Raw genomic sequence first — 15,031 nt, forward strand, 5'->3', positions numbered from 1 at the left:
TAGTTAAACAAATAATAAATTAAAAGGGTAGTAAACCTACTTTTATCAATGCTTGCAAACAAATAAGCGAAAAAATACCTGCAAGTACATCATCGGCCATAATACCAAACCCACCATGGGCACGTTTATCGAGTATGCGAATCGGCCCTGGCTTTGCTATATCAAAAAAGCGAAACAGTAAAAAGCCAACCAGTAATGTTTGCCAGTTAAGTGCTGCGCCAATCATAGTAATATAGTAACCAGCAACTTCGTCCCAAACAATTGCGGGATGATCATGTACTTGAAGGTCATCGGCTGTTTTTCCACATGCCCAAATACCAAAGATACTTATGACTACTGCAAATACAATTTGTAACCATAGCGGAAAATGCATGGTAATAAAAATAAACGGTAATGCTGCCAATGTGCCAAATGTACCAGGTGCTTTTGGTGCAAGCCCAGTACCAAAACCCAAACCAAAAAATTGATGTGGGCGTTTTAAATTAAATAATCGGTTTTTATTCAAACCTGCTCCTTGGAAAAGTGCTCAAAACCTTTATGTTCAAAAGCAAACTTCTCACCTTGGTGTAATAACTCTATATTGCCGTCACCACTTTTTATTTGCCCGATACAGCTTGCCTCTACACCGTATTGGCGCAGCTTAATATCTAGCATACTCTTGTTACTATCAGCAACGGTATACAGTAACTCGTAATCATCGCCATAGTTAAGAACAAAAGGAAGTCGCTGCTCAAAATCAAGACTCGCTTGCATGGCATCTGAGGTGGGGACATTTTCAATATTAATGGTGGCACTAACTTGTGATAAATTTAGCACATGCCCTAAGTCGGCTAGTAACCCATCGGAAATATCAATGGCCGACGATGCCAAGCCTCGTAACGCTTGCCCAGCAGCTACACGTGGCGTGGGGAAATTTAAACGTTTATTAATATCTTTTAAGTGTTCAGGTGCAATCGATAAGCCTTGTTTTTTCGATTCAATCGCCAACCCAGCATCACCAAGCGGACCGGTTACAAAAATCCAATCACCCACTTTTGCACCACTTCTACGTAATGCTGTGCCTTCAGGAACTGTACCTTTTGCACAAATAGTAATACTAAGTGGACCTTGAGTGGTATCACCACCAATGATCTGAACGTTAAAGTACTCAGCAATTTCATGCATGCCATCAGTCAGCTCAGCAATCCATTGTGGATCGATACTAGGTAACGTAAGTGCAACCGACACCCAAGTAGGCTCTGCGCCCATGGCAGCTAAATCACTTAAATTAACAGCAAGAGCTCGATGCCCTAATGCGCGAGGGGAGATATCATGAAAAAAATGCACCCCAGCAACTAAGGTATCTGTGGTTACAGCAAGCTGACAGTTCGCTGGAACTGTGACAAGCGCACAGTCATCTCCAATCCCTAAATTAACATCGCGACGAGTAATGCCACGACCTTTAAAGTAACGATTAATTAATTCAAATTCCTTCATACACAAAAAAGCCGGCCTATGCCGGCTCTCCTTTTTAACGGTTATTTATAACAACTCATCTGATAATAAAAATCAGCTAAAGTTGTTATTACTTGCGTAACTGTTTTACAGCTTTATCAAGTACACCGTTTACAAATTTATGGCTATCTTCAGCGCCAAACATTTTAGCTAATTCAATACTTTCATTGATAGCCACTTTGTAAGGAACGTCTTCACGAAATTTAAGCTCGTAGCTGCTTAAACGTAAGATTGCACGTTCAACTTCGTCTAATTCATCAAATGGACGAGTTAAATGAGGCGATACAGCTTCGTCTAGTTGCTTGTGGTTTACTGCAACTCCACGCGCTAAATCTTTAAAATATTCAACATCAATTTTAGTCACATCGTTTTCGATCAACATTTGTTGTTCGATATCGGCAATTGCATTGCCGCTTAATTGCCATGAATACACGGCTTGAAGTGCTAAGATACGTGCTTTACGTCTTGCTGCTGGTTTCACAAAAATTCCTTAAACTTAAATTTTATCTAACACATTAACCATTTCAAGCGCACCTAAAGCAGCTTCGCCGCCTTTGTTACCCATTTTGGTACCTGCGCGCTCAATTGCTTGCTCAATGCTTTCAGTGGTTAATACGCCAAATGCAACCGGGATATCATACTCAAGTGATACTTGTGCAAGCCCTTTATTTGACTCGCCAGCGACGAGATCAAAGTGAGGCGTGCCCCCTCTGATCACTACACCTAAGGCGATAATTGCATCATATTCTTTTTTTGCTGCAACGCGTTTCGCTGCTAAAGGTAATTCAACCGCACCTGGTACGTAAATTACGGTAATATCATCTTCTGATACTCCACCAGTACGTTTTAGCTCATCAACAGCACCTGCAAGCAAGCTACTACCAATAAAGTCATTGAAACGAGAAATGACAATGGCAAACTTTTTGCCTGGAGCGTATTTATTACCTTCAATAATTTTCATTTGATAACCCTAAAAATAAGTTTAAGCGATTTCGGTTGCGCAAAAATTGCTGCGCATTATACCACATAAATAAAATAATAGCCTAGCGTGTAATTATTGTGGCTCTACGTAATCAACAACTTCTAAATGGAAGCCTGATAATGCATGATATTTTTTCGGTAAACTCATCAAACGCATTTTTTGGATACCTAAATCAGCCAAAATTTGCGAGCCTACACCTACGGTACGTGAAGTACCTTGGAATTTGCGTGGCGTTACACTCTCGCCAGCATCAGCTGCAGCGAATGCTTTAACAGTCGCTTCTAATTCGTCAGTGCTTTCTTGCTTACCTAAGATGACTAAAGCGCCATTATGCTCAGCTATATACGCCATTGCTTGCGATAATCCCCAACTACGATCAGCATTACGATCAGAGAGTAAAATATCGTTAAAGGTACTTTGTAAGTGCACTCGCACTAACGTTGGTTCTTGTTGTTTTATTTCACCTTTAAGCAATGCATAGTGCAGCTGCCCGTCAATGGTGTCTTTGTAAGTTACTAAGTCAAACTCGCCATGCTCAGTTGGCAATTTACATTTTGCAACTTGCTCAATAGTGGTTTCATTTAAGTTACGGTATTCGATTAAATCAGCAATGGTGCCAATTTTAATATCATGTTGCTTAGCAAATACTTCTAAATCAGGGCGGCGCGCCATAGTGCCATCTTCATTTAGAATTTCTACAATCACTGATGACGGCTCAAGTCCCGCTAAACGCGCTAAATCACAGCCAGCTTCAGTGTGCCCTGCGCGCGTTAATACGCCGCCAGGTTGCGCCATAATAGGAAAAATATGACCTGGTTGTACAATATCGCTTGGCACAGCGCCTTTAGCTATGGCAGCTTGAACAGTGCGAGCACGATCCGCTGCAGAAATCCCCGTCGTAACCCCTTTTGATGCTTCAATCGACATAGTGAAATTAGTTGAGAATGCGGCACCATTATTTTTTACCATTAATGGTAAATCAAGCTGCGAGCAACGCTCTTGAGTCATAGTTAAACAAATTAGTCCACGGCCATGAGTCGCCATAAAATTAATCGCTTCTGCACTAATGTGTTCAGCAGCAATAATTAAATCGCCTTCATTTTCTCTGTCTTCATCATCCATTAAAATAACCATTTTACCGGCTTTAATGTCATCAATTATTTCTTGTGCGCTGTTTAAATTCATAAGTTGCTCGTATAAGTTGTCAATATCGTTATTTTATAAAGCCCGCTTTAGCGAGTAAGCTCATCGAAATATCTGAACCAGTAGGATGCTCAGCTCCCTTTACAAGGCGCTCTAAATAACGTGCTATTTGGTCGACCTCTAGATTCACTTTGGTACCGACTTGAAAATCGGCTATGGTCGTTTGCCCGCTGGTGTGTGGCACAATCGTTAGTTTAAATTTATTACCTTCAACTGCATTGACCGTTAAGCTAATACCATCAATACACACAGACCCTTTATAAGGAATGTATTTCATTAAATTTTCGTCGGTGGCTAACCAATATTCAGTTGCTCGCGCATTGGTATTTATTGCTGTGATAGTGGCAATACCATCGACATGACCAGACACTAAATGACCTCCGAGGCGCGATACAGGTTGCATCGCCTTTTCTAAGTTAACTGTTTGTCCTAATGCGTAATGTGCAAACCCCGTTAAGCTAATCGTTTCATTTGATAAGTCAGCACTAAAGCCATCTATATGCTTATCAACAACAGTGAGGCATACACCGTTGGTTGCAATACTGTCACCTAACTTAACATCACTCATATCAAGGTTTTTACTTTGAATACGAATAGCTAAATCACCTTGTTTTTTTTGTAATAACGCAATTTTACCTGTCGCTTCAACTATTCCAGTAAACATAGTGCTACTCTTTATATAAAATGATTAATGAGCTTTTTTGTGTGCTGTGATACGTAAATCATCACCAATTGGCACACACTCATTAAAAGTTAAATTAATGGTATTTTGCATACTCATTAACTCAGGGAAATTCAGTAAACTTTTTGCATCGCTACCCATTAACTTAGGGGCAATATAAAAAACAAACTCATCAATTAAATCAAGTTCAGCCATTTTTCCGGCCAATGTGGCTCCCGCTTCTAACCACACATTATTAAACTGTAATTGCGCTAGCTTTTGCAGTGCTGCTTGTAAGTCTACTTTATTGTTCTTTTCGGGTAGTTCGATCTGTTTAACAAAATGAGGCCACTGATGCGATTTATCAACCCGAGTGGTAAATATTATCACCTCGCTTTGAATTGAAAATAAGGCAAGTTCCGGGGTAAGTCTGTTTTGGGAATCAATAATAACGCGAACCGGTTGGCGCAGTGGTAAATCAGTTGGTAAAGAATGCGGAAAATCTTCTGGGCGTACATTTAGTTTTGCATCATCCATCAAGACTGTATCGGCACCGGTTAAAATTGCACAGCTCTGAGCACGATACAGCTGCACATCTTGGCGCGCAGCGGGCCCGGTTATCCATTTACTTTGGCCATTTTTAAGCGCTGTTTTACCATCAATACTTGCGGCCATTTTACAGGTAACAAAGGGCAACCCCTGCTCCATTCGTTTAAAAAAGCCTAAATTTAATGCCCGCGCTTGCTCTTCAAGTAATCCGTGAGCAACTTCTATACCTGCATCTGCTAAAATTTTCAGGCCTTTTCCTGCAACTTGCGGGTTGCTATCAACCATAGCAGCAATCACTTTTTTCACACCCGCGGCCTTTAGCCCTTCAGCACAAGGCGGTGTACGACCATAATGACTGCAAGGCTCTAGAGTTACATAAGCGGTTGCACCTTTAGCACTTTCACCGGCCTCAGCCAAAGCATTAACTTCAGCATGACCTTGCCCTGCTAATTGATGAAACCCTTCGGCTATTATTTTATTATTTTTTACTAGTACACAGCCAACATTAGGATTAGGGGTTGTCGTAAAGCGCCCTTTTTTTGCCAGTTCAATAGCGCGAGCCATGTAGCGTTTATCATCCTCTGAAAACGAACTTTGCATGGTCATTACTACTCTCCTAAGCGGGCTATTTCTTCACCAAATTCGCGTATATCTTCAAACGAGCGATACACAGAGGCAAATCTTACATAGGCCACTTTATCTAACTTTTTAAGCGCTTCCATAATGCACTCACCCACCAAATGGCTAGACACCTCGCGTTCGCCAGTGGCACGTAACTGCGACTTAATAATATTAACCACTTCATCAACTTGCTCAGTACTTACGGGGCGTTTTTCGAGGGCGCGAGTTAAGCCATTTAGTAACTTATCTTCATTAAACGGTTCGCGGCTGCCATCTTGCTTGATGACCCGTGGCATCACTAATTCAGCCCCTTCAAAGGTGGTAAATCGTTCGTGGCATTCATTACATTCACGACGTCTACGTACTTGGTGTCCCCCACCTACAAGGCGAGAATCAATAACTTTAGTATCTTTGGCGGTGCAAAAAGGGCAATGCATAACTGTGTGTTTCCGTTTTAAAAACAAAAAATGGCCGCTATCATAGCGGCCATTATCATAACAAAAATGTGTGCAGTTGTGATCTAAATTACTATTTTACTCTTGGATTAAGCGTAAACAGGTAATTTTGCACAAATTGCTTTCACTTTTTCTTTTACTTGCGCTTGTACTGACTCATCTTCGATGTTGTCTAGTACGTCACAGATCCAGCCCGCTAACTCTTTTGATTCAGCTTCTTTAAAGCCACGACGAGTGATTGCTGGTGAACCAATACGCAGACCAGAGGTAACAAATGGTGAACGTGGATCGTTCGGTACTGAGTTTTTGTTAACCGTGATATTTGCGTTACCTAGGGCAGCATCTGCATCTTTACCTGTGATATCTTTGTCGATTAAATCAAGTAAGAATAAGTGGTTGTCAGTTTTACCCGATACTACTTTGTAGCCGCGCTCTTGTAATACCGCAACCATTGCTTGTGCATTTTTAACAACTTGTGCTTGGTATGTTTTAAACTCAGGTTGAAGTGCTTCTTTAAATGCAACCGCTTTAGCAGCAATAACATGACATAAAGGACCACCTTGGCCACCTGGGAAAACAGCGCTGTTTAGCTTTTTGTAAATTTCTTCATCGCCACACGCAGAGATGATTAAACCACCGCGAGGACCCGCTAATGTTTTGTGTGTTGTGGTTGTTACAACGTGAGCAAATGGTACTGGGCTTGGGTAAACACCCGCAGCAATTAAACCTGCAACGTGCGCCATATCAACAAATAAGTAAGCACCTACTTTGTCTGCAATTTCACGGAACTTAGCCCAATCAACAATACCTGAGTAAGCAGAAAAACCAGCAATGATCATTTTTGGTTTGTGCTCAAGTGCTAACGCTTCAACTTGTGCGTAATCAATTTCGCCAGTTTCTTCGTTAAGGCCATACTGAATTGCGTTGTATGTTTTACCTGAGAAGTTTACGTGTGAGCCGTGTGTTAAGTGACCACCGTGCGCTAGGCTCATGCCTAATACAGTATCAAGTGGGTTTAAAAGAGCTTGGAAAACAGCGGCATTCGCTTGTGAACCGGCATGTGGTTGCACGTTTGCGTAATCTGTACCAAATAATTCATTTGCGCGGTCAATCGCTAACTGCTCAACCACATCAACGTGCTCACAGCCACCGTAGTAACGTTTGCCCGGGTAGCCTTCAGCATATTTGTTAGTAAGTTGAGAACCCTGCGCTTCTAGTACGCGTGGGCTACAGTAGTTTTCAGATGCAATTAACTCAATGTGCTCTTCTTGACGTGATGTTTCTTTGCTCATCGCGTCAAATAACTCTGGATCAAAGTCCGAAATATTCATGCTACGTTCTAACATTGGGGTCTCCTGGGCAACGTGTATGGGTATTTTTTACAGGCTTTATTGTACGCTTAAAACGACTCTTTGCCTACGCTCTTAAGTTGAGGATATTTAAACAGGGATTGAAACTATTTCACAGCATTTTGATGATGATATTTTTTTATAAACTAATAACAATTTTAAATGAATTTGATTTATTACATTTATTTAGCTTATGCGTTATGCCTAAAGCGATGTATAAACAAACAAAAAAGCGGCCTAAGCCGCTTTTATTATCTGCCTTTTTTAGGCAAGCTTTTTAAACAACTCTGTACGCAAAATATCATAATCGTTGTGCATATCAGTGGCTAAACACGGTTTTGCTAATGCATCAGCTAACGGCTTTGGCATATCTAATTCAACATTAAGGATATCCTCAACGCTGTCTTTAAATTTGGCCGGATGCGCAGTCGCTAAAAAAATCCCCACAGCATCTGCTGCCTTATTTTCTACAAGACCTTGGTAAGCAATTGCGGTGTGAGGCTCTGCAATATAGCCAAGCTGTTGAATTTTTTTCATCACTGTTTGTGTTTGCTGCTCATCAACACTCACCGAATAAAAGTTATCATAACTAAACCAGTTATTATCTAACATTGATTGCACACGTGGCCAGTTATTAGGTTTACTCACATCCATTGCATTTGAAAGCGATTCAATTGTCGCATTAGGCGTCCAATTTTTATCAAGCATAAAGCGCGGTACTGTGTCGTTTTGGTTTGTAGTCGCACTTAGTTTACCAACTGGCATACCAATAACAGCGCCAATCATAGCCGCACACACATTACCAAAGTTACCACTCGGTACTGAAATATGCGCTGTAGCACGCTTTTCTTTTGGCAGCTGTGCAATGGCTTCAAAGTAATAACACACCTGCGCGACTAAACGGCTAATATTAATTGAATTTGCTGAGTTTAAACCAAGTTTTGCTTTTAACTCTTCATCTAAAAATGATTTTTTAACCAACTCTTGGCAATCATCAAAACTGCCTTCTATCGCGTAACAATGAATATTGTCACCGAGTGTAGTAAATAGCTTTTGCTGAGCGAGTGAAATTTTGCCCTTAGGGTATAAAATAACCACATCAATATTTGGCTTATTATAAAAAGCATGCGCGACAGCGGCACCGGTATCACCCGACGTTGCTGTCAATATTGTCACTTTTTCGCCGTGGTTAAACTGCGCTAAACACTCCGCCATAAAGCGGCCACCAAAATCTTTAAACGCCAGTGTTGGGCCATGGAATAACTCTAAGCAATAGATATTGTCTTCAACTTCCACCAGCTTAACCGGAAAGTTAAACGCATTCTTAACCATCTGGGCAACAGTATCACTTGGTAGCTCGTCACCAATAAGGTGCGATAAAATTTTGCCGCTGCGAGTAACAAAGTCCATATCGAGTAACGCATCAACATCACTTAATGGCGCTAACGACTCAGGAAAAAACACCCCTTGATTACGCCCCAGTCCTGTTTTTACAGCTTCAACAAACGACACTTTTTGTGAATATTCTTTTAAATTATGTAATTGCATGACTCTTTATCCTATAAAACATTTAATTGACGCGTGCCGTCGTTATCTAATTTACAAATATGGCAAAAACCTTGCTCGTTGATGTAATTTTCCTCTAGCCACTGCGCGCATTGCTCTGCCGCTTCAAGCGTTTTACATACACTAAACAAGGTCGGCCCTGCGCCTGAAATACTCACCACTTCAGCACCGAGTTCTGGCAAACTAAGTTTGGCTTGATCAAAACCATTTATTAGTGGCGCACGATGTGGTTCAGCAATATTGTCTTGCATAATACAAAGCGCCTCATCAAAACGTGAAGTCAGTAATAAACTGCTAAAAGCCGATAATCGCTGCGCAAACTCAACCCCAGCATGCATACTTAGCTCTTTTGGTAAAACAGAGCGTGCCTTTGCGGTATTGAGCGAAAAGCCAGGAAATGCGGCAACGTAATACCAGTTTTCATCAACAGGTAACGCTATTGATTTATTTGGAATTAAATCACCGGTTAATTGTAAGCCACCAAGATAACAAGGAGTGATATTGTCATAATGACGTCCACCGCTTACCAAGCCCTCAAAATCGGCCATTAGCTCAATGAGCTCTACTTGGCTTAAATTAGTTTGAGCAAACTTATCCAGCGCTGCAAATGCTGCAACAACAGAGCAAGCACTTGAGCCTAACCCAGACCCTATAGGCAGGTTTTTCTTCAACTCTAATTTTACGGCTGGCATATTCGGTGCTACATGTGTACGAAAATGCACTAAACATTGATACGCTAAGTTTTCATTCGCATCGCTTGGGAGTTTATGGGCGTATTCGCCACTACAAATAAACTCATCACGAGGCGCTTCACATATAGTAACCACATCCCCCAGCAAGCTGCCATCAATTGGGGCTAACGCCGCACCGAGGGAGTCAAAACCAACCGTAAAATTACCAATGGAGGCTGGCGCATAAACTTCAATCATAACCGCCCCCTAGCGTGATAGTGTTTTAAGAATATCGGCAAATACACCCGCAGCAGTTACTGCAGAGCCTGCGCCATAACCACGGATAACAAACGGACGTGGTTGGTAGTATTGGCTTAAAATAGCCAGCGCATTTTCACCATCACGAATTACACTTAATGCGTGTGATGAATCTACCGCTTCAATACCTACTTTACAGTGTCCATTTTTAATTGTGCCTACATAGCGAAGTACTTTACCTTCACTCGCTGCACTTTGAATACGGTCGTTAAAGTCAGCATCCAGACTTGGTAGCTTTGTCATAAACTCATCAACATTGTCACCTTGGGCGAAGCCTTGTGGTAATACCGACTCCACTTCTATGTCACTAAGCTCCAATTTCATACCTGCTTCGCGGGCAATGATAAGTAGTTTACGTGCTACGTCTGTTCCCGATAAGTCATCGCGCGGATCGGGTTCAGTAAAGCCACTTTCTTTCGCTTTAATTGTTGCTTCAGAGAGTGATAAACCATCTTCAAGGGCACCAAACATGTACGAAAGTGAGCCAGATAAAATACCACTAAATTCAAGTAATTCATCGCCAGCACCAAAGAGTGATTGCAAGTTATCAATTACAGGCAAACCCGCACCTACGTTAGTTTCGTATAAAAACTTACGGTTATTTTTATGCGTTGCTGCAATTAAGTCTTGGTAATAAGTATATGAACTAGTCGTCGCTTTTTTGTTAGCGGCCACAACGTGGAAACCCGCATTTAAAAAATCGACGTATTGCGAAGCCAAGGCATCTGATGAAGTACAATCAACTAGCACAGGGTTAACCAAGTGATTTTGCTTAACAAACTGTTCTACTAATTTTAAATCAAATGCTTGCTCTGATTGCGTTAGTTTTTGTTGCCAATCATCAAAAGCAATGCCTTCACCATCAAGGTGTAATTGACGAGAATTAGCCACACCGTATAGGTTTAATTTAATATTACGCTTTTCAAGCCATGCTTGTTGACGTTCAAGCTGGTTTATTAGCTCTTGACCGACTAAGCCACATCCCAATAAAAACACATCGATTGAAGGCACATGAGTGAAAAAGTTTTCATGACAGATTTTAACCGCGTCATTACACAACTCACCATCAATAACCGCAGAAATAGCGCTTTCAGTTGAATCTTGCGCTATGGCAACAATGTTTACTTGTGCTTGAGCAAGCGATGCAAAAAACTTAGCAGCTAAGCCTTTATGTGCGCGCATGTTATCGCCCACTAGCGTTACAATTGCTAAATTACGTTGCACATTTACCGGCTCAATTAAGCCTGCTTTTGACTCTAAGTCAAAGGCTACTTGCAACGCATTCAACGCTAGATTTAAATCACTTTCATGAACACAAAAACTGATGCTAAATTCACATGATGATTGAGTGATCAGGACGATTGACACGTTATCATGCGCTAATGCATTAAATACTTTCGATGCCATGCCCACTTTGCCCTTCATACCAGGGCCCGAAACGGTCAACATAGCTAAGTTTTGTAGGCTTGAGAGTGCTTTTACTGGTTCATCAGATACCGTATCGTTACTAATTAGTGAGCCTTGCGCATCTGGGTTATGAGTGTTTTTAATTTCGCATGGCACTCCAGCTTTTGCACACGGTAGGATAGTTTTAGGGTGCAACACTTTAGCGCCAAAATAAGAAAGCTCCATCGCCTCTTTGTAAGATAGGAAATCAACCTTAGTGGCTTTTTTGATATAACGCGGATCGGCGCTGTATACACCATCAACGTCAGTCCATATTTGGCACACTTGCGCCTCTAAACACGCTGCAGCAATCGCCGCTGAATAATCAGAGCCATTTCGACCAAGTGTTGTGAGCTCACCTTTATTATTACTTGCAGTAAAGCCAGGCATAATGTAAACCGTTGCTGGCGACTCTTTTAGTACCGCTTGAAAACGGGCTTTACTGGCGACTAAATCGGCTTCAGCGTCTATGTGTCCACCCGTTGAAACAATACAGTCTGTTGCTTGTAAATAATGCGCGTTATGATCGGCTAGTAGGCTTTGCATTAGCGATACGCTAACACGTTCACCAAAGCTAATAATAAAAGCCCTGATTTTATCTGGGCAACACTTTATTAGTGCAACCCCATCAAGCTTATTTTTCAATTCGTTAAAGTCCGGCCAGTTTTGAACTGTTCCTTGTCTTTCCTCTACAGCCGCTTTTAAAGCATTGCAGCGGGTAACAAGTGCATCCCACAACGGGTTGAAATCCTGCCCCTGCTCTGCGGCACTAGCCAACGCAACAAGCGAATCTGTCATACCGCCAGGCGCTGAAAGCACCAGTAACATTTCATCTTTTAATTGTGCCTTAGCTAGAGCAGCTACTTGCTCTAAGCAGGCAAAGTCAGCGAGCGATGAGCCACCAAATTTTAAAACGCGCATTTTTTATGTTTCCTCATTCCATAAAACGAAAAAAGGCCTGTGTTCTAAGTGAACACAGGCCTTTAAATTTGTTGCACCGACCTATGCCACTATCCAGTAAGAATGGTGGTTGTAATAATAATGGTCGTTACAAGACTAAATGTTTTCATAAGCTTAAGACTGCCTTAACAAAGGCTATTCTGTCAACCCTAAATTAGAAGATAAAACAGTCTTTTTCATCATGAATTTTATTAATAAATGCCAAACTTATGCAAAACGTCGTTAAGTTGTATTTTATTAATAGGTTTATGAATGAAATCAATTGCACCAAGTTGCGCTACCCGCTCTCGCATTTTTTGTTGAATGTCAGCAGAAATTACCAATACATAAGTTTCTATTTTATTTGCTTTAACTTGCTCAAGTACTTCAATACCATCCACTTCAGGCATGGTTAAATCGAGGCATAGAAGATCAAACTGCCCATGATGCAACTGCTCCAAGGCTTCCTTACCATTTTTTGCCTGTTGAATATCGGCATCTATGCACTCATTTAAACAGCGGACCACTTGTTTACGAGCAACGGTTGAGTCATCACAGACTAAAATAGAAAAACGCACCATAATGACTATTTAATTAAACTCATATAAAACACCTAAACCCACGCTAAAATCAATTTGCTTGCTCAGTCAGCAAAAAGTAAAGAGTATAACCAACATAACTAGCGAGCAGGTTATTTACTGTATCTTTTACTAACGTTATCAATAAAATGCATGAATGCACAATACAAATTAGCAAAATAACTCTACCTAATTTACAAACAAGCTGGCTAACACACTACGCTTTATTGTTAAGTTCATGAGGGAATCCTTATTTAAGAGCCTAAAATAACAATATAATAAAATATATGTTTATTTTTAATGATTTATTAACTAATGTTTATAAGCGTACATTAACAGCTGAATAACTAAAGGAAATACAAGTCCCTCATGCCGCAAAAAAGTCTCTCAACAAAGTTACTCACACGAGTTTTATCAGTTTATTTTATACTGACTTTTGTGGTGACCTGCGGACAAATCTTCGCAGAGTATGTTAATACCAAAGATTACATACGCGATGAGCTCGGCACACTGCAAAAAACATTTGGTAGAAGTTTAACCCGAGCAATTTGGGAGCTAAATATAAAGCAAACCACAACAACCGCAGAAGGATTACTTGATATACCTATGGTTGAAGGAGTTATTATCCGTGATGATAACGGCGCTATTATTTCTCAATTAGGCCGTGCACTAAACATTCATAACCTTTACAGCCAGCAACTTGTCCAAGAAGACGTCATGGTAGAGGATACTAAAGCCGGCTTGTTTGGCTATACATTTCCGCTTATTTTTGAATTTTCAGGCCGTGCCACTCAGGTAGGCGATGTGACTTTATTTTCTAGCCGCGACGTGATTTTTAGTCGCATCATGCTCTCTATTTACTTTTTAATTGGCAACGCCATGATTAAAACCACCTTTTTAATCATCTTGTTTTTAATCGCATTTAGAAAGCTATTAACTGAGCCGCTCACACAACTCACTGAGCAAATTGAATATCTTGAATTAGAAGAGCTCGATGGCCAGCACGTTAAAATTGTCACTGATGAAAATAACGAACTGAAAGTAATGGAACGCTCTTTTAACAATTTGATCTCTAAAGTTGTTGAGTATAAAAAAGAGTTAAAACAAACCCAGCATGACCTAATCGAAAGTAATCAAAAACTAGATCAACAAAACTTACAGCTTGAACAGGATGTTGCGCGAAAAACATCAAACCTAAGCCAAGCTATGATCGATCTGCAGCAACAAAAATATGAACTCGAACGCCAAAAAGCAGTATTAACAGAAGAAGTTGACCTACGAAAGCAAACAGAGCAAGAGCTGCTAAGTAAACAAACCCAACTACAAAACTCACTCGATGAACTAAGCTTTGCGCAAGAGCAACTTGTTGGCTCAGAAAAAATGGCGGTATTAGGTGGTTTAGTTGCTGGTATCACTCATGAAATTAATACCCCTATTGGTATTGGCGTAACCGCGACCTCATTTTTGCAAGAGCGCTTAACTGAAATAGAAACTGCATTTAAAAATAAATCGCTATCCTCCTCGGCACTGGAAGGCTTTATTAATGATGCAGCACAAAGCGCTCAGCTACTCTCTCACAATTTAGAGCGTGCTTCAGACTTAATCACCAGCTTTAAACAAATTGCAGTTGATCAAGCCAGTGAGGCGCTAAGAACCATTAACTTTAAAGATTACATCAATGAAGTTATACGTTCTTTACATCCGCAAATTAAAAAAACATCCCACAGTATTCGCCTGCACTGCCCGGATGATTTAATTATTAATTTACCTGCAGGGGTGATCAGCCAAATATTTACTAACTTAATTATGAATTCATTAGTGCATGGCTTTGAAAATATAAATAGTGGTCAAATCACCATAGATGTAAATACCGATGAAAACGACTTAGTTATTAATTATCAAGATAATGGTATCGGTTTAAAACCAGCTCAACTTAAGCGTTTATTTGACCCATTCTTCACCACAAAGCGTGATGAAGGTGGCAGCGGCTTAGGTGCTCACATTATTTTTAACCTTGTAAAACAAACACTCAATGGCAAAATTGAAGTCAGTAGCGAACCTAACCAAGGGTTACATTACCGAATTTCGTTCCCTAAAAATATGTCATCCCCCCTGCCACTTTTTAAACTCGATTAGCCGTTTCTAGAAGCGGCTTTTATTGCTATGATTGCACAAATTTTTTAAATGGATCATTTCCCT

At 40.6% G+C, this 15,031-nt stretch carries 14 protein-coding genes; 1 reads left to right on the forward strand and 13 read right to left on the reverse strand.

The features are described from left to right. Positions 1-19: 19 nt before the first annotated feature. The 13 genes from AN392_RS11640 to AN392_RS11700 all read right to left on the reverse strand — a co-directional run bounded on the left by AN392_RS11640 (position 20) and on the right by AN392_RS11700 (position 12,835). Positions 20-505 carry a phosphatidylglycerophosphatase A gene (locus AN392_RS11640; RefSeq protein ID WP_008110211.1) on the reverse strand — a complete coding sequence of 162 codons (486 nt, stop codon included), beginning with the start codon at positions 503-505 and terminating at the stop codon, positions 20-22. Continuing rightward, positions 502-1,476, reverse strand: a complete 975-nt coding sequence (thiL, locus tag AN392_RS11645; RefSeq protein ID WP_010390938.1) for a thiamine-phosphate kinase — start codon at positions 1,474-1,476, stop codon at positions 502-504. Before thiL ends, AN392_RS11640 begins: the two co-directional genes overlap by 4 nt. Positions 1,477-1,564: 88 nt before the next feature. Next, positions 1,565-1,975, reverse strand: coding sequence for a transcription antitermination factor NusB (gene nusB / locus AN392_RS11650; protein ID WP_010390936.1), 411 nt, complete (start codon positions 1,973-1,975; stop codon positions 1,565-1,567). A gap of 15 nt (positions 1,976-1,990) precedes the next feature. After that, positions 1,991-2,455 carry a 6,7-dimethyl-8-ribityllumazine synthase gene (gene ribE / locus AN392_RS11655; RefSeq protein ID WP_008110216.1) on the reverse strand — a complete coding sequence of 155 codons (465 nt, stop codon included), beginning with the start codon at positions 2,453-2,455 and terminating at the stop codon, positions 1,991-1,993. A gap of 93 nt (positions 2,456-2,548) precedes the next feature. Beyond that, positions 2,549-3,661, reverse strand: coding sequence for a bifunctional 3,4-dihydroxy-2-butanone-4-phosphate synthase/GTP cyclohydrolase II (gene ribBA / locus AN392_RS11660; RefSeq protein WP_010390933.1), 1,113 nt, complete (start codon positions 3,659-3,661; stop codon positions 2,549-2,551). A gap of 28 nt (positions 3,662-3,689) precedes the next feature. Then, a complete protein-coding gene (locus AN392_RS11665) occupies positions 3,690-4,343 on the reverse strand; it encodes a riboflavin synthase (RefSeq protein WP_010390931.1) in 654 nt (217 codons plus the stop codon). Positions 4,344-4,367: 24 nt separating this feature from the next. After that, positions 4,368-5,495 (reverse strand): bifunctional diaminohydroxyphosphoribosylaminopyrimidine deaminase/5-amino-6-(5-phosphoribosylamino)uracil reductase RibD, encoded by a 1,128-nt coding sequence (gene ribD / locus AN392_RS11670; RefSeq protein ID WP_055012819.1) that lies wholly within the window; start codon positions 5,493-5,495, stop codon positions 4,368-4,370. A 2-nt stretch (positions 5,496-5,497) separates the two neighbouring features. Next, positions 5,498-5,947 carry a transcriptional regulator NrdR gene (gene nrdR, locus AN392_RS11675; protein WP_010390928.1) on the reverse strand — a complete coding sequence of 150 codons (450 nt, stop codon included), beginning with the start codon at positions 5,945-5,947 and terminating at the stop codon, positions 5,498-5,500. A 107-nt stretch (positions 5,948-6,054) separates the two neighbouring features. After that, entirely contained in the window at positions 6,055-7,311 is a 1,257-nt protein-coding gene (gene glyA / locus AN392_RS11680; RefSeq protein WP_028834925.1) for a serine hydroxymethyltransferase, read from the reverse strand. Between the two features lie 267 nt (positions 7,312-7,578). Next, a complete protein-coding gene (thrC, locus tag AN392_RS11685; protein WP_055012820.1) occupies positions 7,579-8,862 on the reverse strand; it encodes a threonine synthase in 1,284 nt (427 codons plus the stop codon). Positions 8,863-8,873: 11 nt separating this feature from the next. Then, complete coding sequence (gene thrB / locus AN392_RS11690) at positions 8,874-9,809, reverse strand: homoserine kinase (RefSeq protein WP_008112008.1); 936 nt, start codon at positions 9,807-9,809, stop codon at positions 8,874-8,876. 9 nt (positions 9,810-9,818) lie between these two features. Further along, a complete protein-coding gene (gene thrA, locus AN392_RS11695) occupies positions 9,819-12,236 on the reverse strand; it encodes a bifunctional aspartate kinase/homoserine dehydrogenase I (RefSeq protein ID WP_055012821.1) in 2,418 nt (805 codons plus the stop codon). A 230-nt stretch (positions 12,237-12,466) separates the two neighbouring features. Then, on the reverse strand, positions 12,467-12,835 hold the full coding sequence (locus AN392_RS11700; protein ID WP_010390921.1) for a response regulator: 369 nt from the start codon (positions 12,833-12,835) through the stop codon (positions 12,467-12,469). A gap of 366 nt (positions 12,836-13,201) precedes the next feature. Here AN392_RS11700 and AN392_RS11705 point away from each other — a divergent pair, with 366 nt between their 5' ends. Then, positions 13,202-14,968, forward strand: coding sequence for a sensor histidine kinase (locus AN392_RS11705; RefSeq protein ID WP_054202211.1), 1,767 nt, complete (start codon positions 13,202-13,204; stop codon positions 14,966-14,968). Positions 14,969-15,031 lie beyond the last annotated feature (63 nt).

Origin of the sequence: Pseudoalteromonas sp. P1-16-1b, from assembly GCF_001401785.1 — a bacterium.
In the GTDB taxonomy this organism is placed as follows: Bacteria; Pseudomonadota; Gammaproteobacteria; order Enterobacterales; family Alteromonadaceae; genus Pseudoalteromonas; species Pseudoalteromonas undina.

Excerpts from the sequence above, each read along its gene's own strand:
- thiL (WP_010390938.1), bottom strand. The coding sequence starts at position 1,476 with ATGAAGGAATTTGAATTAATTAATCGTTACTTTAAAGGTCGTGGCATT.
- ribE (WP_008110216.1), bottom strand. The coding sequence starts at position 2,455 with ATGAAAATTATTGAAGGTAATAAATACGCTCCAGGCAAAAAGTTTGCC.
- ribBA (WP_010390933.1), bottom strand. The coding sequence starts at position 3,661 with ATGAATTTAAACAGCGCACAAGAAATAATTGATGACATTAAAGCCGGT.
- AN392_RS11665 (WP_010390931.1), bottom strand. The coding sequence starts at position 4,343 with ATGTTTACTGGAATAGTTGAAGCGACAGGTAAAATTGCGTTATTACAA.
- ribD (WP_055012819.1), bottom strand. The coding sequence starts at position 5,495 with ATGACCATGCAAAGTTCGTTTTCAGAGGATGATAAACGCTACATGGCT.
- nrdR (WP_010390928.1), bottom strand. The coding sequence starts at position 5,947 with ATGCATTGCCCTTTTTGCACCGCCAAAGATACTAAAGTTATTGATTCT.
- glyA (WP_028834925.1), bottom strand. The coding sequence starts at position 7,311 with ATGTTAGAACGTAGCATGAATATTTCGGACTTTGATCCAGAGTTATTT.
- thrC (WP_055012820.1), bottom strand. The coding sequence starts at position 8,862 with ATGCAATTACATAATTTAAAAGAATATTCACAAAAAGTGTCGTTTGTT.
- thrB (WP_008112008.1), bottom strand. The coding sequence starts at position 9,809 with ATGATTGAAGTTTATGCGCCAGCCTCCATTGGTAATTTTACGGTTGGT.
- thrA (WP_055012821.1), bottom strand. The coding sequence starts at position 12,236 with ATGCGCGTTTTAAAATTTGGTGGCTCATCGCTCGCTGACTTTGCCTGC.
- AN392_RS11700 (WP_010390921.1), bottom strand. The coding sequence starts at position 12,835 with ATGGTGCGTTTTTCTATTTTAGTCTGTGATGACTCAACCGTTGCTCGT.
- AN392_RS11705 (WP_054202211.1), top strand. The coding sequence starts at position 13,202 with ATGCCGCAAAAAAGTCTCTCAACAAAGTTACTCACACGAGTTTTATCA.